18 protein-coding genes are annotated in these 18,590 nt (G+C 66.2%); 10 read left to right on the forward strand and 8 right to left on the reverse strand.

Translation table 11 applies throughout. The features are described from left to right. Window positions 1-6: 6 nt before the first annotated feature. The 5 genes from urtE to urtA all read right to left on the reverse strand — a co-directional run bounded on the left by urtE (window position 7) and on the right by urtA (window position 4,839). On the reverse strand, window positions 7-699 hold the full coding sequence (urtE, locus tag NS1_RS18450) for an urea ABC transporter ATP-binding subunit UrtE (protein ID WP_062986279.1): 693 nt from the start codon (window positions 697-699) through the stop codon (window positions 7-9). Then, window positions 692-1,495 (reverse strand): urea ABC transporter ATP-binding protein UrtD, encoded by an 804-nt coding sequence (gene urtD / locus NS1_RS18455; RefSeq protein WP_056814703.1) that lies wholly within the window; start codon window positions 1,493-1,495, stop codon window positions 692-694. The genes urtE and urtD overlap by 8 nt, the downstream gene beginning before the upstream one ends. Beyond that, on the reverse strand, window positions 1,492-2,622 hold the full coding sequence (gene urtC / locus NS1_RS18460; protein ID WP_062986281.1) for an urea ABC transporter permease subunit UrtC: 1,131 nt from the start codon (window positions 2,620-2,622) through the stop codon (window positions 1,492-1,494). Before urtC ends, urtD begins: the two co-directional genes overlap by 4 nt. Further along, the gene (urtB, locus tag NS1_RS18465; RefSeq protein WP_056814698.1) at window positions 2,619-3,503 is read right to left on the reverse strand and encodes an urea ABC transporter permease subunit UrtB; all 885 of its coding nucleotides are present in this window, start codon (window positions 3,501-3,503) and stop codon (window positions 2,619-2,621) included. The genes urtC and urtB overlap by 4 nt, the downstream gene beginning before the upstream one ends. 85 nt (window positions 3,504-3,588) lie before the next feature. After that, complete coding sequence (gene urtA, locus NS1_RS18470; RefSeq protein WP_062986283.1) at window positions 3,589-4,839, reverse strand: urea ABC transporter substrate-binding protein; 1,251 nt, start codon at window positions 4,837-4,839, stop codon at window positions 3,589-3,591. A gap of 337 nt (window positions 4,840-5,176) precedes the next feature. Here urtA and NS1_RS18475 point away from each other — a divergent pair, with 337 nt between their 5' ends. Continuing rightward, window positions 5,177-7,006: an acyl-CoA dehydrogenase gene (locus NS1_RS18475; RefSeq protein ID WP_062986285.1), complete on the forward strand. Its 1,830-nt coding sequence runs from the start codon at window positions 5,177-5,179 to the stop codon at window positions 7,004-7,006. Between the two features lie 12 nt (window positions 7,007-7,018). Here NS1_RS18475 and ramB read toward each other — a convergent pair whose 3' ends face one another. After that, a complete protein-coding gene (gene ramB, locus NS1_RS18480; protein ID WP_056814684.1) occupies window positions 7,019-8,425 on the reverse strand; it encodes an acetate metabolism transcriptional regulator RamB in 1,407 nt (468 codons plus the stop codon). A 92-nt stretch (window positions 8,426-8,517) separates the two neighbouring features. Between ramB and NS1_RS18485 the strand changes: the two genes are divergently transcribed. From NS1_RS18485 to NS1_RS18505, 5 genes are all read left to right on the forward strand, one after another. Further along, window positions 8,518-10,020, forward strand: a complete 1,503-nt coding sequence (locus tag NS1_RS18485) for an ATP-dependent DNA ligase (protein ID WP_062986287.1) — start codon at window positions 8,518-8,520, stop codon at window positions 10,018-10,020. Between the two features lie 72 nt (window positions 10,021-10,092). After that, window positions 10,093-11,280, forward strand: coding sequence for an inorganic phosphate transporter (locus tag NS1_RS18490; protein ID WP_062986289.1), 1,188 nt, complete (start codon window positions 10,093-10,095; stop codon window positions 11,278-11,280). Between the two features lie 12 nt (window positions 11,281-11,292). Beyond that, a complete protein-coding gene (locus tag NS1_RS18495) occupies window positions 11,293-11,574 on the forward strand; it encodes a hypothetical protein (RefSeq protein ID WP_056814674.1) in 282 nt (93 codons plus the stop codon). 11 nt (window positions 11,575-11,585) lie between these two features. Continuing rightward, window positions 11,586-11,951: a DUF3349 domain-containing protein gene (locus NS1_RS18500; protein ID WP_056816253.1), complete on the forward strand. Its 366-nt coding sequence runs from the start codon at window positions 11,586-11,588 to the stop codon at window positions 11,949-11,951. A gap of 97 nt (window positions 11,952-12,048) precedes the next feature. After that, on the forward strand, window positions 12,049-12,723 hold the full coding sequence (locus NS1_RS18505; protein WP_056814672.1) for a TetR/AcrR family transcriptional regulator: 675 nt from the start codon (window positions 12,049-12,051) through the stop codon (window positions 12,721-12,723). A gap of 63 nt (window positions 12,724-12,786) precedes the next feature. Here NS1_RS18505 and NS1_RS18510 read toward each other — a convergent pair whose 3' ends face one another. Next, the gene (locus NS1_RS18510; protein ID WP_062986291.1) at window positions 12,787-13,803 is read right to left on the reverse strand and encodes an alpha/beta hydrolase; all 1,017 of its coding nucleotides are present in this window, start codon (window positions 13,801-13,803) and stop codon (window positions 12,787-12,789) included. Between the two features lie 245 nt (window positions 13,804-14,048). Here NS1_RS18510 and NS1_RS18515 point away from each other — a divergent pair, with 245 nt between their 5' ends. From NS1_RS18515 to NS1_RS18530, 4 genes are read left to right on the forward strand one after another with little or no spacing between them, the layout of a single operon-like run. Then, window positions 14,049-14,843 (forward strand): ABC transporter ATP-binding protein, encoded by a 795-nt coding sequence (locus tag NS1_RS18515; RefSeq protein ID WP_255284588.1) that lies wholly within the window; start codon window positions 14,049-14,051, stop codon window positions 14,841-14,843. Continuing rightward, the gene (locus NS1_RS18520) at window positions 14,840-15,607 is read left to right on the forward strand and encodes an ABC transporter permease (protein ID WP_062986295.1); all 768 of its coding nucleotides are present in this window, start codon (window positions 14,840-14,842) and stop codon (window positions 15,605-15,607) included. The genes NS1_RS18515 and NS1_RS18520 overlap by 4 nt, the downstream gene beginning before the upstream one ends. Next, window positions 15,604-16,404, forward strand: coding sequence for an ABC transporter permease (locus NS1_RS18525; RefSeq protein ID WP_062986439.1), 801 nt, complete (start codon window positions 15,604-15,606; stop codon window positions 16,402-16,404). Before NS1_RS18520 ends, NS1_RS18525 begins: the two co-directional genes overlap by 4 nt. A 60-nt stretch (window positions 16,405-16,464) precedes the next feature. Then, window positions 16,465-17,529: an ABC transporter substrate-binding protein gene (locus tag NS1_RS18530; RefSeq protein WP_062986441.1), complete on the forward strand. Its 1,065-nt coding sequence runs from the start codon at window positions 16,465-16,467 to the stop codon at window positions 17,527-17,529. Between the two features lie 39 nt (window positions 17,530-17,568). Here NS1_RS18530 and NS1_RS18535 read toward each other — a convergent pair whose 3' ends face one another. Beyond that, a complete protein-coding gene (locus NS1_RS18535; RefSeq protein WP_056814656.1) occupies window positions 17,569-18,588 on the reverse strand; it encodes an XdhC family protein in 1,020 nt (339 codons plus the stop codon). Window positions 18,589-18,590 lie beyond the last annotated feature (2 nt).

Consider the following 18,590-nt stretch of genomic DNA (forward strand, 5'->3'; position numbering starts at 1 on the left):
CTGCGATCAGATCGCCATCGCCGCGCGGACCGCGGATTCCGCGCCTGCCCCGCCCGCCCCGGTCGAGCCGAGATGTCCCGAATGCAGCACGTAGTACTGCTGCGCGGCCTGTAGTGCGAAGCCGATGTGCTGCTCCACCAGCAGCACGCTCAAACCACCGCGCTGCGTCAATTCGATGATGGTGCGCTCGATTTCGGCGACCACCGACGGCTGGATGCCCTCGGTCGGTTCATCGAGGATGAGCAGCTTCGGCTCGGTGATCAGGGCCCGCGCGATGGCCAGTTGCTGCCGCTGACCGCCCGAGAGCAGGCCCGCCTTGCGGGTGAGCAGGTCCTTCAGCGCGGGGAACAGGTCGAGCGATTCGTCGATCAGCGCCTTGCCCCGTTTGCGCCCGTCCGCGACCACCTGCAGGTTCTCGGCGGTGGTCAGCTGCCCGAAGCTCTGCTGGCCCTGCGGCACATAGCCGATGCCGCGCTTGACCCGTTGCGAGGGTGAGAGTTTGGTGATCTTCTCGCCGTTGAAGGTGATGGTCCCCGACTTGGTGGGCAGCAGTCCCACCGCGGCGCGCAGCAGGGTGGTCTTGCCCGCGCCGTTGTGGCCCATGATGGCGACCACGCTGTCGTCGGGCACGGTCATGCTGACGCCGTGGATGACCTCGGTGCGCCCGTATCCGGAACGGATGTCGTGTAGCTCAAGCATCGGCCGACTCCTTGTCTGTCGTAACCAGAGTCGCGGTGCCGAGATAGACCTCTTGCACCTTCGGATCGGCCTGCACCTGTTCGACGCTGCCCTCGCTGAGTACCTTGCCGCCCGCGAGCACGGTGACCGAGGTGGCGAAGGACCGCATGAAGTCCATGTCGTGCTCGACGACGATCACCACACGATCACTGCCGATGCGGCGCAACAGGTTTCCGGTCTCCTCGCGCTCTTCGGCGCTCATGCCCGCGACGGGCTCGTCGAGCAGCAGCACCGACGCGTTCTGCACCAGCAGCATGCCGATCTCGAGCCACTGCTTCTGCCCGTGCGCGAGTACCCCGGCGGGCTTGTCGCGCAGTGCGGTGAGACCCGTTGTCTCCAAGGCTTCTTCGATGCTGGGCAGGACCGACTTGCGGGTGCGCAGCAGCGACCAGGCCGAACGCCCCGCGCCCGCCGCGATATCCAGGTTCTGCAACACGGTCAGCTGTTCGAAGACGCTGGCCGTCTGGAAGGTGCGCCCGATGCCGAGGCGCGCGATCTGGTGCACCTTCTTGCCGAGCAGTTCGGTGCCCGACTTCTGCGCCGAACCGGTGGCCGGAACGAGGCCGGTGATGGCGTCGATCAGCGTGGTCTTGCCCGCGCCGTTCGGGCCGATCAGGAACCGCAGGTCGCCCTGCAGCACCGTGAGATCGACCTCGGTGACTGCCTTGAATCCGTCGAAACTCACCGAGAGGCCGCGGATTTCGAGGTAGTCGCTGTCCATGCCCGCGTTGCCGCCGGCTTTGGGTTCGAGTGTCATCGCGCGTGCACCTCTTCCTCGATCACGACCGGGGCGGGTTCTTCCGGTGCGGGCGGCAACTTCTTGCGACTGTCGAGCCAGCCCTTGAACATCGGCCACAGTCCGGCCAGCCCGGCGGGGATGAAGCCGACGACCACGATGAACAGGATGCCCTGCATGTAGGTCCAGCCCGACGGGAACTGCTCCGACAGCGAGGTCTGCGCCCAGGCGACGCCGATCGCGCCGAGAATCGGCCCGAGCAGCGTGGTGCGGCCGCCGATGGCGACGCCGATGAGGAAGGCGATCGACGGGATGACGCCGATGTCGGCGGGGGAGATGATGCCGACGATCGGAGTGAACAGCGCACCGGCGATACCGGCCAGGAACGCCGCCACCACATAGGCGACGATCTTGATATTGGCCGGGTCGTAGCCGAGAAAGCGCACCCGCTCCTCGGCGTCGCGCACCGCCACCAGCAGTTCGCCGTAGCGGCTGCGATTGAGCTGGCGGATCAGCGCGACCACCACCAGCAGCGTGCCCGACGCGATGAAGAACAGCATCTGCCGGTTGGCCGGGTCCGACAGCCGGAACCCGAAGAAGGAGCGGAAGTCCGACAGACCGGTGAAGCCGCCGATGGCCTGCTGGCCGGTGAGCAGGATCGCCAGCGCCGCGGCCAGCGCCTGGCTCAGGATGGCGAAGTAGGCGCCGCGCACCCGGCGCTTGAACACGCCGTACCCGAGTACCGCGGCGACGAGCGCGGGCAGCACCAGGATGCCGAGAATCGCCACCGGCGCGGAACTGAACGGCTGCCAGAATCCCGGCAGTTCGCTGATGCCGGAGATCTCCATGAACTCCGGGACGTCGTTGCCGAGGCGGGCGGCGTCGGCGAGCTGCATGTGCATGGCCATGATGTAGGCGCCGACGCCGAAGAACACGCCCTGGCCGAGGGTGAGCATTCCGCCACGGCCCCAAGCCAATCCGATGCCCGCCGCCACGATGGCGAAGCAGAGGAACTTGGCGAGCAGGTTCAAGCGGAAGTCGCTCAGAACCGCCGGCGCGACAGCGAATAGCAGGATCGCGGCAACGCCGAAACCGAGTAGCGGGGTGAGCCGCGGATATTCGCGGAGACGTTCGGTGAGTGCGGTCATGCCAGGCTCCTCGTCCGCACGGTGAACAGGCCCTGCGGGCGGACCTGCAGGAAGATGACGATCAGCACGAACACGATCACCTTCGCGATGGACGCGGTGGTGGAGTATTCGATGAACGAGTTGAGCAGGCCGAGCGCGAACGCCGCGATCACCGTGCCCTTGATCTGGCCGAGGCCACCGATCACGACCACCAGGAACGCGTCGATCAGATAGCTCTGGCCGATGGTGGGGCTGGTGGAACCGATCAGCGTGAGCGCCACACCGGCGACTCCGGCCAGCCCGGAGCCGATGAAGAACGTGCTGATATCGGTGAATCTGCTCGAGATTCCACTGGTTTCGGCGAGTCCGCGGTTCTGCACGACGGCGCGGATCCGTCGGCCCATGGGCGTGGTCTTGAGCACCGCGGCCAGGGTGGTCACCGCGACGATCGCCAGCACGAGGATGAAGATGCGGGTCTTCGGCACGACCGCGCCCGCGATAGTGATGCCGCCACTGAGCCATTCGGGCACCAGCACGTTCTTGGCGGGCGCGCCGAAGATGTCACGCGCGGCCTGCTGCAGCACGAGTCCGACACCGAAGGTGACGAGCAGCGTGTCGAGCGGGCGGTCGTACATGTAGCGGATGAGCCCCATCTCCAGGGCGGCGCCGAGCAGGCCGCCGATGAGGAAGCCCACCAGCAGGGACACGACCAGCGAAACTCCGGCCGACGAGAAGACCTGCTGCACAACATAAGTGGTGTAGCAACCGGCCATGATGAATTCGCCGTGCGCCATATTGATGACGCCCATCTGACCGAAGGTCAGTGACAGACCGAGCGCGGCGAGCAGAAGAATGGATCCCAGACTCAACCCTGTGAAGAGCTGACTGATCAGCACGTCCATTGCAGTGGACTCCTTGAAAAGACGAGCGATGGGGCGATGTGGGACGCGCCCCTGTACTGAGCGCGTCCCACATCTTTCGGGCTACTTACTTGAGGCCCTTGGCCCACTCGTAGGACTTCAGGTACGGATCGGGGGTGATGGCCTTGCCGGAATCCCAGACGGTGTAGATCAGGCCGTCGGGGCGGATCTCACCGATGCGGGCGGTCTTGGTGATGTGGTGGTTGGAGCCGTCGATGGTGACGGTGCCCTCCGGGGCGTCGAAGCTCACGCCGTCGGCCGCGGCCTGAATGTCGGCCACCGCGAACGACTTCGCCTTCTCGACGGTGTTCTTCCACAGGTAGACCGAGGCGTAGGCGGCTTCCATCGGGTCCGAGGTGGGCTTGTCGGCGCCGAAGGCGGCCTTGTAGTCGGCGACGAACTTCTTGTTCGCCGGGGAGTCGACGGTCTGGTAGTAGTTCCAGGCCGTCAGCTGGCCCGCGATGTTCTGCGCGCCGATACCGGCGACCTCCTCCTCGGCGATCGACACCGAGACCACCGGCATCTCAGCGGCTTTCAGGCCCGCGTTGGTGTACTCGCGGAAGAAGGCGACGTTGGAGTCGCCGTTGAGGGTGTTGAACACCGCGCCCGCCTTGGCGGCGCGCACCTTGTTGACGATGGTGGAGAAGTCGGTGGAGCCCAGCGGGGTGTAGTCCTCGCCCTTGATCTCGATGCCGTTGGCCGCGGCGTAGGCCTTGATCTCGCGGTTGGCGGTCTGCGGGAAGACGTAGTCGGAGCCGACCAGGTAGAGGGACTTGATGCCCTTCTGCTTCAGGTAGTCCAGCGCGGGGATGATCTGCTGATTGGTGGTGGCGCCGGTGTAGAAGATGTTCTTGGAATCTTCCAGACCCTCGTACTGCACGGGGTAGTAGAGCAGCGAGTTCAGGCTCTCGAACTTGGGCTTCATGGCCTTGCGGCTCGATGAGGTCCAACCGCCGAATACCGAAGCGACACAGTCGGAGCTGATCAGCTTCTCGGCCTTCTCGGCGAAGGTCTTGGGGTCGGAGGCGCCGTCTTCGAGGACGATCTCGATCTTCTTGCCGAGCACACCGCCCGCCGCGTTGATCTGGTCGATCGCCAGCTTGGTCGAATTGGCCACGGTCACTTCGGAAATGGCCATGGTGCCCGACAGCGAGTGCAGCGAGCCCACCTTGATGGTGTCCTTGCTGGTGTCGACGCAGGAGGCGGCGGTCGAGCCGGTCGACGCGTCGTCGCGAGCACCACAGCCGGTGAGCAGCAGGCCGGCGACGGCCACCGCGGCAGGCACGGCAAGCGCCTTGACCAAACGGGATTCAGACATGGGGCGGTTCTCCTCATCAGGTGTAACGGCGGCGCCACACGCGCCACAACGAACACCACCGCTGCTCCCCGGCGACTGGATGTACACCGAGTTGTATACAGCTGCTGTATTCGTGATTCGAGACAGTAGATGGAACTTGTTGCCCCCGAATGACTCCCGGTCACGTGCCCGTTTCGTCTGTTTCGTCCGTGTGAATTGTTCGCCGGAGGGGTTGCCGAAGGATCGGCGTACCTACGGTTGCGTAAGGGCGCGGAAGTGCGGCACGCTCGATTTGTACGACGTCGAGCAGCCGAGTCACACGGCAATCGGCCGTGTGCGGTCAGTCGAGGAGGGCCCCATGGGGCACTACAAGGCGAACGTGCGTGACATCGAGTTCAACCTGTTCGAGGTGCTGAACCTCGACAAGCTTCTTGACACCGGGGCCTACGGCGACCTGGACTCCGATACCGTGCGTCAGCTCCTCGTCGAGGTGAAGAACCTGGCCGAGGGGCCGATCGCGGACTCGTTCGCCGACGCCGACCGGCACCCGGTGGTCTTCCGCCCCGATACCCACGACATCACCGTGCCCGAACCCCTGCGCAAGACGGTGGACGTGGTGCACGAGGCGGGATGGCACCGCCTCGGCATGCCTGCCGGTATGGACGGCACCGCCGCCCCGAACGTGGTGATGTGGGCGGTCAACGAGCTCATCATCTGTGCCAACCCGGCGGCCAGCTTCTTCAACATGGGCCCGCTGATGGGCTCGGTGCTCTACGAACTCGGCAACGACGAACAGCAGCGCTGGGCTCGGGGCGGGTTCGAGCGTGGGTGGCAGGCGACCATGGTGCTCACCGAGCCGGATGCCGGGTCCGATGTCGGCGCCGGTCGGACCAAGGCTGTGCCGCAGCCCGACGGGTCATGGCACATCGAGGGGGTGAAGCGGTTCATCTCCGGCGGTGACGTGGGTGATACGGCGGAGAACATGTTCCATCTGGTGCTCGCCCGGCCAGAGGGCGCGGGCCCCGGCACCAAGGGGCTCTCGCTGTTCTACGTGCCGAAGTTCCTTTTCGATCCCGTGACGCTCGAACCGGGCGCCCGCAACGGTGTGTATCTGACCGGGGTCGAGCACAAGATGGGGATCAAGTCCTCACCGACCTGCGAACTGACCTTCGGCGGCACCGCGGTGCCCGCCAAGGGCTGGCTGGTCGGCGATGTGCACAACGGCATCGCCCAGATGTTCAAGGTGATCGAGAACGCTCGGATGACGGTGGGGGTGAAGTCGTCCGGGACGTTGTCGACCGGGTATCTGAACGCGCTCGAGTACGCCAAGACGAGGGTGCAGGGTGCGGATCTGACGCAGATCGCCGATAAGGCGGCGCCGCGCGTCACCATTACCCATCACCCCGATGTCCGCCGGTCGCTGGCCATGCAGAAGGCTTACGCGGAGGGGCTGCGAGCGGTCTATCTGTATACCGCCGCGCATCAGAACGCGGAGGTGGCGCAGCTGGTGTCGGGTGCCGATCCCGAGACCGCGCACCGCGTGGACGATCTGCTGCTGCCGATCGTCAAGGGCGTCGGATCCGAGCGCGCGTATCAGTTGCTCACGGAGTCGCTGCAAACGTTCGGCGGCTCCGGCTATTTGCAGGACTATCCGATCGAGCAGTACATCCGCGACGCCAAGATCGACTCGCTCTACGAGGGCACCACGGCGATCCAGGCTCAGGACTTCTTCTTCCGCAAGATCATTCGCGATCGTGGCGTGGCCTTGGCCCATGTGAATGCCCAGATCAGCGCCTACCTCGAGAACGACACCGGCCGCTTCGCCGTCGAGCGCGCCCTGCTGCGCACCGCCCAGGCCGACATCGGCGCCATGGCCGCCACTCTCACCGGCTACGCCATGGCGGGCCGGACCGAGCCCACCGAGCTCTACAAGGTCGGCCTCGGCTCGGTCCGCTTCCTGATGTCGGTCGGCGACCTCCTCATCGCCTGGCGCCTGCTGGTCCAGGCCGACATCGCGGCCGCCGCCCTGGCCTCCGACGCCACCCCGCGGGACCGCCCCTTCTATCAGGGCAAAGTCGCCGCGGCGAGCTTCTTCGCCAAGAATGTGCTTCCCGAGCTCACCGCCACCAGGAACATCCTCGCCACCATCGACAACGACATCATGGCCGTCCCGGAAGAGGCATTCTGAGGGCGAGCGGCGCTATTTGATGAGGTACGGCGAGACCGAGCTGCGGTGTTCGCTGATATCGAGGGCCTTGCCCAGTGGGGGGAAGGCGCGCTGGGGGCAGTTGGAGCGCACGCAGACTCGGCAGCCCGCGCCGATGGGGGTGGCGTTGGCTTCGCCCAGGTCGATGCCGTCGGCGTAGACGACGCGACCCGCGTGGCGCAGTTCGCAGCCGAGGCCGATGGCGAAGGTCTTGCCGGGTTGGCCGTAACGGGTGGCGCGGCGTTCCACGGTGCGGGCGATCCAGAGGTATTTGCGGCCGTCGGGCATCTGGGCGATCTGGGTCATGATCTTGCCGGGATAGGCGAAGGTCTCGTAGACGTTCCACAGCGGGCAGGTGCCGCCGCTGGCGGAGAAGTGGAAACCGGTGGCGGACTGGCGTTTCGACATATTGCCCGCGCGGTCGACGCGCACGAAGGAGAAGGGGACTCCGCGCAGGGTCGGTCGTTGCAGGGTCGAGAGGCGGTGGCAGATGGTTTCGAAACTCTGCGAGAAGAAGGCTGACAGGCGCTCGATGTCGTAGCGGAAATTCTCGGCCACTTCGTGAAAGTGCGTGTAAGGCAGGACCATCGCGGCCGCGAAGTAGTTCGCCAGTCCGAGCATCGCGAGTTTGTGTGAGGCGTCGGAGGCGAAATTGCCTTCGTCGACCAGCTTTTCGAGCAGTGGCCCGCACTCGAGATAGGCCAGTTCGGCGGCGAGCTTGAAGGTGCGCTGGCCGCCGGACAGGTGCGGGGAGATCTCGAGCTGTTTGGTCTCGGGGTCGAAATGGTGCAGGACGCCCTCGCCGAGGTCGATGCGCTCGCTGATCCGCACGCCGTGCGCGCGCAGCAGGCGCACGATCTCGGTGCTCACCTCGCCACCGTGGAATCGGATGCGCGCGGTGAGATCCTCTGCGGCGGTGTCCAATTCGTGAATGTAGTTCTGGCGCTGGTAGAAGTAGTCGCGCACTTCCTCGTGCGGCTTGCTGATCGCGGCGCTGCCGGAGCCGTCGGCGAACCGGTCCTCGGTGGCGGCGGCCAGCTGCGCGCTGGTGTTGCGGTAGCGGTTGTGCATGGCCACCAGGGCGCGCGCCATCGACGGATGCGCGGAGACCATGTCGGCGATCTGCTGGGTGTCGGCCTCGATGCCGAGCTCGGCGTCCATCACGACTTCGGACAACTCGGCGATCAGGCGGGTGTCGTCCTGGGCGGAGAAGAAGGTGGGGTCGACGCCGAAGACCTCGTTGATGCGCGTCAGCACCGGCACGGTGAGCGGTCGCACGTCGTGTTCGATCTGGTTCAGATAGCTGGCCGAGATCTCCAGTTTCTGCGCGAGCGCCACCTGGCTCAGCCCACGTTCGGTACGCAGCTGGCGCAGCCGCGCTCCGACATAGGTCTTGGCCATATGTCCAGTTTAAGGGCCTTTCGCAGGCTTGCCAAAGGATTCTTAACAACGGCATCGAGCTCTGTGTCACACCCTCGCGATACTGTCGTGAGGTGCTGTTCAGCGATGTCGTCACAGCCTCCGCTGCCGTGCGAGCGACTCGGTCGCGCAAGGCGAAAACCGCCGCGCTGGCCGAGCTCTTCGGTGCCGCCGGGCCCGCCGAGATCGGCACCGTGGTGGCGTGGTTGTCCGGTGAGCTGGTGCAGGGCCGGATCGGGGCCGGTTGGCGCACGGTGACCGGGCTCGATACGCCGCCGAGCAGCGAGGCGAGCCTCACCGTCGGCGCGGTGGACGACATCTTCTCCCAGCTCACCGAGCTGAACGGCAAGGGCTCTACCAACCGGCGTCGCGCATTGCTCACCGCGCTGTTCACCGCGGCGACCGAGGAAGAGCAGTCCTTCCTGATCCGCCTGCTCACCGGTGAACTGCGCCAGGGCGCGCTCACCGCGATCGTCGTCGAGGCGCTCGCCCAGTCCACCGGTATCCCGGTCGACGTGGTGCGCCGCGCCCACATGCTCTCCGGCCAACTCCCCACCACCGCGATCGCCGCGCTCGCCGGGGGCGAACCAGCACTGTCGGCATTCCGTCTCGAGGTAGGCCGACCCGTGGCGCCGATGCTCGCCTCGCCCGGCGGCTCACTGGACGAGGCCCTCGCCGAACTGGGCTCCGACATCAGTGTCGAACACAAGCTCGACGGCGCCCGCATCCAAGTGCACCGCGACGGCGACCAGGTCTGGGTGTTCACCAGAACCCTGCGCGACATCACCACCGGCGTCCCCGAACTCGTCGACCTGGTCAGAACCCTCGACTGCGCCACCGTGGTCCTCGACGGCGAAACCCTCGCCCTCACCGACTCGGGTCGCCCACGCCCGTTCCAGGAGACGATGAGCAGGTTCGCCACCATCGGCGATCCACGCCGGCTGCACCCCTATTTCTTCGACTGCCTGCACCTCGACGGCGTGGACCTCATCGACGAGCCACTGCGTGTGCGCCGCATCGCGCTCGAGCAGGTCGCGGGCGACCACAGCATCCCCGCGCTCATCGCGCCGACGCCGGAGGCCGCCGCCGACTGCTATGACGACGCACTCGCCGTGGGCAACGAGGGCGTGATGGTCAAGGCGCTCGATGCCCCGTACGCCGCGGGCCGACGCGGCAAGGCCTGGCAGAAGATCAAACCCGCGCACACTCTCGACCTACTGGTGATCGGCGCCGAATGGGGCTACGGCCGCCGCACCGGGTTCCTGTCCAATCTGCATCTGGCCGCTCGCGATCCGGAGACCGGCGAGCCGGTGATGGTCGGCAAGACCTTCAAGGGCCTCACCGACGAACTGCTGCGCTGGCAGACCGAGGAATTCCCACGTCACGAAACCCACCGCGACGGTCAGACCGTGTACCTGCGCCCCGAACTCGTCGTCGAGATCGCGCTCGACGGCGTCCAGACCAGTACCCGATATCCCGGCGGGGTGGCGCTGCGCTTCGCCAGAGTGGTCCGTTACCGGCCGGACAAGGAACCCGCCCAGGCCGATGTTATCGACTCGGTGCGCGCACTCAACTGAGGTCAGCGCTGTTCAGGAGACCGACCCGCAACAGTTTGGCAATCCGGCGGCAGCATACGACACACTGTTCGGGTGAGCGCCGAATTAATGATCCTGTTGATCGTCATCGCCACAGCTCTCGCATTCGACTTCACCAACGGATTCCACGACACGGCCAATGCCATGGCGACGTCGATCGCCACCGGCGCTCTGAAGCCGAAGACGGCGGTAGCCCTCTCCGGTGTGCTGAATCTGATCGGTGCGTTCCTGTCGGTATCGGTGGCGGCGACTGTGGCCAAGGGCATTGTGAAATTGGACGATGTGAGTGGACACGACCTGCTGGTCATCGTCTTCGCCGGCCTGGTCGGCGGCATCCTGTGGAATCTGTTGACCTGGCTGCTCGGCCTGCCGTCGAGTTCCTCGCACGCGCTGTTCGGCGGGCTGATCGGCTCGACGATCGCCGCGCTGGGCTGGAACGGCGTGATCTGGGCATCGGGATCGGACGGCGTGCTGATCAAGATCGTGCTGCCCGCGCTGCTCGCGCCGGTGATCGCGGCCATGGTGGCGGCCATCGGCATCTTCCTGGTGTACCGGATCACCCACGGCGTCGACCGGGCGAAGACCGACGAGGGATTCCGCTGGGGACAGATCGGCTCGGCCTCACTGGTCTCGCTGGCGCACGGCACCAACGACGCGCAGAAGACGATGGGCATCATCTTCCTCGCGCTGGTCGCCTACGGCTCGCTGGGCAAGGACGACCACATGCCGCTGTGGGTGATGGCTTCCTGCGCGGTCGCGATCGCCCTCGGTACCTATCTCGGCGGCTGGCGGATCATCAGGACCCTCGGTAAGGGCCTGGTCGAGATCGAGTCGCCGCAGGGTCTGGCCGCCGAGTCGACCTCGGCGGCGATCATCCTCACCTCGGCGCACTTCGGCCTGCCGCTGTCGACCACGCAGACCGCGACCGGCGCGATCCTCGGTACCGGCATCGGTAAGGGCGCGGAGGTGCGCTGGCGTGTGATGGGCCGGATGGCCGTCGCCTGGCTGCTCACCCTGCCGATGGCGGGCATCGTCGGCGCGATCTGCTGGGTGATCGCCCACCTCATCGGTGGGCTTCCCGGTGTCCTCGTGGTGTTCGGCCTCCTGATCGCCGGGGCGCTGGGAATCTATCTCCGGTCGCGGCAGGACCCGGTCGGCACCCACAATGTGAACGAATGGCCCGACGGCCATCAGCCACCCGCCTCGGCACCGTCGCCGATCGACCAGAACCATGCCGGGTAGAGGGGAGCGATCGTGCACACCGTGATCACCAATCTGAGTTCACTGTGGGAAGTGGTGCTCGCCGCGCTGATCTTCGGCGCGGGCGTACCCGCCGTTTTCGCTTACGCCGTGCGGTGGTGGGCCAATGCCGAGACCGTCGACGCCGAGGGGCGAGTTCGGCGCAACTATCCGGCGCTGGCCGGTGCGCTGACCTGCCTGGTCCTCATCGTCGTCGTGGTGATCACCGGAATCCTGTTCACCGCCAAGGCATTCATCGCCCACCAGTTCGGCATCCACCTGTTCGGCCAATCATGAGTGAGGAAGCCATGACCGATCCGAACCCCGCCTCGCCGAGCCCCTCGGTCCGCGGCAACCTGCTCTCTCGGGTGCTCGGTTGGTTGCGTGCCGGGTACCCGCAGGGCATTCCGCAGTCGGACTACGTCGCGTTGTTCGCGGTGCTGCACCGCCACCTCACCGACTACGAGGTGGTGGTGATCGGAGAGCGGCTGGTCGAGGCCAGCCGCGAGGGCGAAAAGATCAGCGAGGCCGATATCGCCGCTGCCATCGCCGATTTCGCGAAGCAGCAGCCCGCGCCCGACGATGTCTCGCGGGTGGCATCGCATCTGGCCGCCGGTGGCTGGCCGTTGGACGAGCCGCTCGACGACGGCGAACCCACTATCGAACAGAATTGATCACCCGTTCGACAATTCCGTCGCGCCAGCGGAATTCGCTGGTGGCGACAATGGCGAATCGACTGGCTACCGGGCGATCGCGCGCTAGCATGCATCCGTGGTTCGGCGTGCGGATGTAACCGATAGTGGTCGTAGTTACGGTGGATTGTCGCGCCAGCAGCGAGTAGCGCTACGCCGCAACAGGTTGACCGACGCGGCGCTGGAACTATTCGGCACCCAGGGATATTCGTCGACCTCGATCGAGCGACTGTGTGCGACCGCGAATGTGTCGACCCGCAGTTTCTACGAAGACATCGGTAGCCGCGAGGCATTGTTGATCGCACTCGTCGACCGGTTGAACGCGGCCGCGCTGCGCCGTCTCGACGAAGCCTTGGAAAGCACCAGTGAACAGCCGCTGGTGGTGCGCGTGGTGGAGAGTTTCCGCGCGTTCCTCGCGGTGACCTGCCGTGATCGCCGGGCGGCGCGGGTGTTCTATGTCGAGGTCGTCGGGGTGAGTCCGGTGGTGGAGGAATGGCGGCGCGCGCAGCGGCGGTCGATTTCGGCCCTGCTCACGCGCGAAGCGCAACGGGCCGCCGAGCGCGGCGAGGCGGAATCGCGCAGCCTGCACCTGTTCGGGCTCGCGGTAATCGGCGCGGTGAATTCGCTCGCCCAGGAGATGGTGCACGCCACCGTTCCCGGCGACGCGATCTCGGTCGACGAGATCTGCGAGGAGATCGCCTATTTCATCCGCTCCGGGCTCACGGTGCGCACCGCGGTCGCGCCCACCGCGTAGTCGGCGACAACGCGAAAGCGGGAGGCATCCGAATCCGGATGTCTCCCGCTTTTCAGTGGAAAATCAGATGCCCATGCCCTGAGCGAGCAGCGGCCACGACTCGTGCAGCGCCTGCTCCCAGTACGGCCAGTAGTGGGTGCCCATCGGGGTGAACTGGTAGGTCGCCGGGATACCCAGCGAGTCCAGCTTGGTCTTCAGGTTCTGGCTGCAAGCGTTGGTCGCCGCTTCGATGCCGATTCCGAGACCGAGGTTGATCACGCCCATCGGGCCGGGCGAACCGTTGAGGTAGTAGGCCACGTCGGCGTTGGTCGGCATGCCGCTACCGCTGGAGATGTAGAGGTTGGTGCCGCGCAGCTTCTCGGCGTTGACGACCGGGTCGTTGTCGACCCACGCCGGATCGTTGTCCGGACCGTACATGTTCGCGGTCTTGCCGCCTGCCCAGGTCTCCACGGAGAACTTGACGGCCTGCTTGCCCATCGGGTCGGCGATCTGCGCGCAGCCACTGTAGGCGGCGACGGACTTGAACAGACCCGGGTTGGCCTCGGCCAGCTGCAGCACCGAGGTGCCGGAGGTGGACAGCCCGGCCAGCGAGTTCAGGCCGGTCGAGTTGAGGGCGCCGTCGAGCAGCGGCGGGAGCTCCTGGGTGAAGAAGGTGCTCCACTTGTTCAGGCCCAGCTTGGGGTCGTCTTGCTTCCAGTCGGTGTAGTAGCTGCCGCGACCACCGATCGGCTGGATGACATTGACCTGCTTGTCGGACAGGAAGCCGAGCGCCTGGGTCTGCGCGGCCCAGCTGGCGGTGCCCTCGCCGCCGTCGAGGCCGTTGAGCATGTAGAAGTTGGGGGCGGGCTTCGACTCGTCGACGGGACGCTGCACGTCGATCGTGATGTCCTTCTTCATCGCCGCCGAATACACCTTCAGGTGCCACACGCGTCCGTCTTTGACGATGGACGACACGGCTGAGGGCTTCTCGGGCTCGGCGGTCGCGGCGCCACCGGCGACAACGGCCACCGACAATGCGGCGGTCAGAGCCACGGCGGTGGTGCGCAGCGCGGCCACGGTACGTAGTGCAGAGAGCTTCATCGAACAGTCGGTTCCAGTCCACGGGCCCTGTCGGGCACGTCATCGCAGTGCTTCCCCCGGTCGCCGAGAGCATATGCGCTCGACGCTCGCAGGGCTGTCAGATCCTCCGACACTCTATGTCCTCTCACATGAGCGAATCGTTACCGGTTCACTTTTATGGTGACCTCGAGCACGGTTTACGGGGGCGCAATCTGGGCTCCGATTCGGAAATGCCGCCGCAACCAGCCGCTCTTATGGTGACGAGCATGGGTAAGGAAATCCCCGGCAGCGCGACCGCCGGGATCGAGATCAGTGGGTTGAGCAAGACCTTCAAGGTAGGCCGCAACACGGTCGACGCGCTGGACTCGGTCGATTTGCGGACTTCGCACGGTGCATTCCTGGCATTGCTCGGGCCGTCGGGCTGCGGCAAATCGACGGTGTTGCGGATTCTGGCCGGCCTCGACGAACCGAGCGCGGGTACCGCCCGGATCAACGGCCTGTCCCCGGAACAATTGCGCGGCGGTCATCAGCTGGGTATCGCGTTTCAGGATTCGGCGTTGCTGCCGTGGCGCAGCGTGGAATCCAATATCGGGCTGCCGTTGCAGGTGGCCGGGCTGCCCGCCGCACCGGACCGGATCGCCGAGCTGATCGCGCTGGTCGGCCTCGACGGGTTCGAGAAGGCCAAGCCCGCGCAGCTGTCCGGCGGTATGCGCCAACGGGTTTCGATCGCGCGGGCACTGGTCGTGCAGCCGTCGGTGCTGCTGCTCGACGAACCGTTCGGCGCGCTCGACGACATGACCAGGCAGCGATTGAACCTGGAACTGCTGCGAATCTGGACCGAGAAGCCCGCGACCACGCTGATGGTCACCCACGGCATCGGCGAGGCGGTGTTCCTCTCCGATGTGGTGGCGGTGATGAGTCCGCGACCCGGCCGGGTGCTGGAACTGGTCGAGATCGACCTGCCGCGACCGCGCACACCCGAGATGATGCGGACCCCGGAATTCCACAAGCTCTGTGACTACCTGTCCGAGTTGCTGTTCGGGCGGGGTGGGGTCGCGTGAGCGCGGGCACGGGCCGCGCGGCCGGTGCGCTGGGCGTGGTGGCGCTGATCGCGCTGTGGTGGGCGCTGGCCGCCGCGGGCACCGCGGGCGGGACGATTCCCACGCCGTGGCGAGTCCTTTCCACCATGTGGTCGGACGGGTGGGGGCTCTACGGGCCCAACTTCCAGGTCACCGCGATCGGGGCGGTGCAGGGCTTCCTGTGGGGGAATCTGCTGGCGATCGGGATCGCGGCGCTGATCATGGTGGTACCGCGGATCGAACCCCTCGCCACCCAATTGGCCATCCTGAGCTACTGCACGCCGCTGGTGGCGCTCGGCCCGATCATCCTGGTGGTCTTCGGTGGACGCACACCCACGGTGTTCCTGGCCGCGATGTACTGCTTCTTCACCACCATGGTCGGCGCGGTGACCGGATTGCGCTCGGCGGATCCGGCGAGCCTGGATCTGGTGCGCGCCTACGGCGGTGGCCGCTGGCAGCAGTTGTATCGCGTCCAATCCATCGCGGCGCTGCCGAATACGTTCGCCGCCTTGAAGATCGCCGCGCCGTCGGCTGTGCTCGGCGCGATCATCGGCGAGTACCTGGGCGGCGTCGACAGCGGCATCGGAGTCGCGCTCACCGCGGCGCAGACCGCCTACAACGTGCCACGCACCTGGGGCATGGCGATCGCCGCCGCCGCACTGGCCGGGCTCGGCTACCTGCTGGTGGCGGGTGCGGCCCGACTGATCACGCCGTGGACGGCGACCGCCGAGGAGTCGACGCGATGACCACCACCGTCTTGGGCAGGATCGGCCGCTTCCTGCTGCCGCTGGCGAGCTCGCTGATCCTGCTGCTCATCATCTGGACGCTGTTTCTTCGCCTGTTCCCGCAGATCGGTCCGCGGGTGGGCAAGACACCGGCGGATGTCTGGGCCTATCTGGTGACCTCGGCGGGTGCGGCGACGGCACGGCAGGCGATTCTCGACGACCTCGCGATCACCCTGCGCGACGCGGCATCGGGCTTTCTCGTCGGAATGGCAGGCGCGCTCGGCGTTGCCGCGCTGTTCGTGCTGTATTCGGCTGTGCGGCAGACGTTCATGCCGGTCGCGATGCTGTTGCGTTCGGTGCCGCTGGTCGCCCTGTGTCCGATCGTCGTGCTGATCTTCGGCCGTGGCACGGCGGGGGTGACGGTGCTGACGGCGATCGTCGTGTTCTTCCCCGCCCTGGTGATGATCATGACCGGCCTCCGCGAAGCACCGAGGCAGGCAATGGAATTGGTGACGGCCTACGGCGGCACGCGCTGGACCCGGCTGCGGATGGTCGCGGTGCCCGCCGCGCTGCCGTCGGTGTTCGCCGCCGCCAGGATCTCGGTGCCCGGTGCGCTCATCGGCGCCCTGCTGGGCGAATGGCTCGGTAGTGGAACAGGATTGGGCGCGAGCCTGGTGCGGGCCATCCCGATGTTCCAGTACAACCGGTTGTGGGCGTCCATCGTGGTCGTCACGGTGGTGTCGGTGCTGCTGTACGCGATTGTCGGAGTGCTCGAGAACGTGGTGCTCGCGCGCTTCGGTCCGAACGCTGGAAAGTAGGAATAGTGGGTGGAACGTGACGGCAAAGAGAACGAAACGCGGCGAATCTACATTCTGCGTATGAACAGTGTCGACCGTCGTTCCTTTCTCCGCTTTTCCGCATTGACCGGCGCCGCGCTCGGCGGCGTCGGATTGCTCGCCGCGTGTGGCGGCGGTTCGAGCACATCCTCGAACGGTTCGACCGACGACGGCTCGAAATTCGGCAAGGTCGCTATCCAGTTGTCGTGGATCAAGAACATCGAATTCGCGGGTGAGTATTTCGCCGATTCGAAGGGCTATTTCAAAGATGCGGGATTCGGTGCGGTAGATCTCGTCGCGGGTGGCGCGGCGTCGACTTCGGTGGAAGCGGGCCTCGATACCGGCAAGATCTGGCTCGGCCTTTCCGCGCCGCAGACCACCGCGCCCGCCGTGCTCGAAGGACTGCCCGCCAAGATCGTCGGTGCGACCTACCAGAAGAACCCGTTCGCGATTGTCAGCTCGGCGGGCAAACCGATAAAGACGCCCGCGGAGATGAAGGGCCGCAAGATCGGCGTGCAGGACACCAACCAGCTCATCTTCAGTGCCCTGCTGGCCGCCAACGGCATCAGTCCGGGCGAGGTGACCGTGGTGCCCGCGCAGTTCGATCCGACGCCGCTGGCCAACGGTGAGGTCGACGGCTGGGTGAGCTACGTGACCAACGAGCCGATCACCTTGGCCGCCAAGGGCTTCGCCAACGACCACTTCCTGTTCGCCGACTTCGGTCTACCGCTGGTCGCCGAGACGATGACCGTCAGCCAGCACACCATCGACAACGAGCGCGACAAGCTCAAAGCCTTCCTGACCGCCCAGATCAAGGGCTGGAAGGACGCCGTCGCCAGTCCCGCCGAGTCCGCGCGCCTCGCTGTGGAGGTCTACGGCAAGGACCTGAAGCTCGACCTGGCCGAGCAGACCGCGGAGGCCACCGCGCAGAACGACCTGGTCGTCTCCGCGTCGACCAGGACCGACGGACTGCTGACGATGTCGGACGCGCTGATCGAGCAGAACATCGCCGCCCTTCGCACCGCGAAGATCGATATCAAGGCCGACCAGCTGTTCGACCTGTCGGTTATTCGTGAGATCTACGCCGAGAACCCTGGTTTGAAGTAGACGGTCGGCCGGCGCCGCGGGTCGCGGCGCCGGCGCACATCAAATCGCCATGCCCACAGCGGCGGTCGAGACGTAGTCGCGCTGGGCCGCGAGGCGCAGACCCGCACGGGAGGCGAGGAAGTCGGCGGTGATGAAGACGGCGGTCTCGGCGGGGGTACGCGGGCCGGTCTCCAGGCCCGCGGGCACGTGCACGCGGGACAGGGTCGGCTCGTCGAAGCCGCCGGCCCGCAGGTCGTCGAGGCGGCGGGCCTGGTCGGCCGGGGTGCCGAGGGCGGCCAGGTATCCGAGCTCGGGTAGTCGTAAGGCGACGGTGAGCAGCGGGATCTCGAAGCGCGGCTCGTTGGCCAGCACGACGATCGCGGTGCTGCTGTCGACCTCGCCCGCGGCCGAGAGGGTGTTGAGGTAGCGGTGCGGCCAGTCGACGACCACTTCGGCGCCGGGGAACGAGGCCGGGTCGGCGAACTCGGGGCGCGAGTCGCAGATGCTCACCCGGTAGCCGATCATCCGCGCCTGTGCGACGAGGGTGGCCGCATAGGCGTTGGCGCCGAAGATGATCAGGCGCGGCGGCGGGCAGTACGAGGCGACGAACAGATCCGACTCGGGCAGCGCGACGAGTTCGGTCGCGTGCTTGCGGTCGGTGACCAGATGCTGACCGATGACATCGGGATCCTGATTCCAGACCACGGTGAACACGGTGACCCGGCGATGGGCTTGGATATCGGCGGCAATGGAGGGGAATTCGGGAAAATCGCGGCAGGAGAACGGTTCTACGAAAATATCGACGAGCGTGCCGTCGTCGGCGCTCGATTCCATCCCGGTGAGCATGCTGTAGCGACGCAGTTGCCGGACGCCGGTGCGACCCGCTTCCAGAGCCGCGTCATACACGGTCTCTTCCAGCCGGCCGGAGGCAATGGATCCGAAGACGCCACCGTTGGGGGTGACGAGCATCGAAGATCCGATGGGCAGGGAATTGGTGCCGATAGTACGGACCACGGTGGCGAGGCCACCCGTACGGCCCGAATGCCACACTCGCAGAAGGTCATCGACGATATCGCGCATAT

It is taken from the genome of Nocardia salmonicida NBRC 13393 (assembly GCF_001613085.1).
Taxonomy (GTDB): Bacteria; Actinomycetota; Actinomycetes; order Mycobacteriales; family Mycobacteriaceae; genus Nocardia; species Nocardia salmonicida.

What these genes read in the sequence shown, in the direction of transcription:
- urtE (WP_062986279.1), bottom strand. Translation starts at nt 699, where the DNA reads ATGCTTGAGCTACACGACATCCGTTCCGGATACGGGCGCACCGAGGTC.
- urtD (WP_056814703.1), bottom strand. Translation starts at nt 1,495, where the DNA reads ATGACACTCGAACCCAAAGCCGGCGGCAACGCGGGCATGGACAGCGAC.
- urtC (WP_062986281.1), bottom strand. Translation starts at nt 2,622, where the DNA reads ATGACCGCACTCACCGAACGTCTCCGCGAATATCCGCGGCTCACCCCG.
- urtB (WP_056814698.1), bottom strand. Translation starts at nt 3,503, where the DNA reads ATGGACGTGCTGATCAGTCAGCTCTTCACAGGGTTGAGTCTGGGATCC.
- urtA (WP_062986283.1), bottom strand. Translation starts at nt 4,839, where the DNA reads ATGTCTGAATCCCGTTTGGTCAAGGCGCTTGCCGTGCCTGCCGCGGTG.
- NS1_RS18475 (WP_062986285.1), top strand. Translation starts at nt 5,177, where the DNA reads ATGGGGCACTACAAGGCGAACGTGCGTGACATCGAGTTCAACCTGTTC.
- ramB (WP_056814684.1), bottom strand. Translation starts at nt 8,425, where the DNA reads ATGGCCAAGACCTATGTCGGAGCGCGGCTGCGCCAGCTGCGTACCGAA.
- NS1_RS18500 (WP_056816253.1), top strand. Translation starts at nt 11,586, where the DNA reads ATGACCGATCCGAACCCCGCCTCGCCGAGCCCCTCGGTCCGCGGCAAC.
- NS1_RS18510 (WP_062986291.1), bottom strand. Translation starts at nt 13,803, where the DNA reads ATGAAGCTCTCTGCACTACGTACCGTGGCCGCGCTGCGCACCACCGCC.
- NS1_RS18515 (WP_255284588.1), top strand. Translation starts at nt 14,049, where the DNA reads ATGGGTAAGGAAATCCCCGGCAGCGCGACCGCCGGGATCGAGATCAGT.
- NS1_RS18525 (WP_062986439.1), top strand. Translation starts at nt 15,604, where the DNA reads ATGACCACCACCGTCTTGGGCAGGATCGGCCGCTTCCTGCTGCCGCTG.
- NS1_RS18530 (WP_062986441.1), top strand. Translation starts at nt 16,465, where the DNA reads ATGAACAGTGTCGACCGTCGTTCCTTTCTCCGCTTTTCCGCATTGACC.
- NS1_RS18535 (WP_056814656.1), bottom strand. Translation starts at nt 18,588, where the DNA reads ATGCGCGATATCGTCGATGACCTTCTGCGAGTGTGGCATTCGGGCCGT.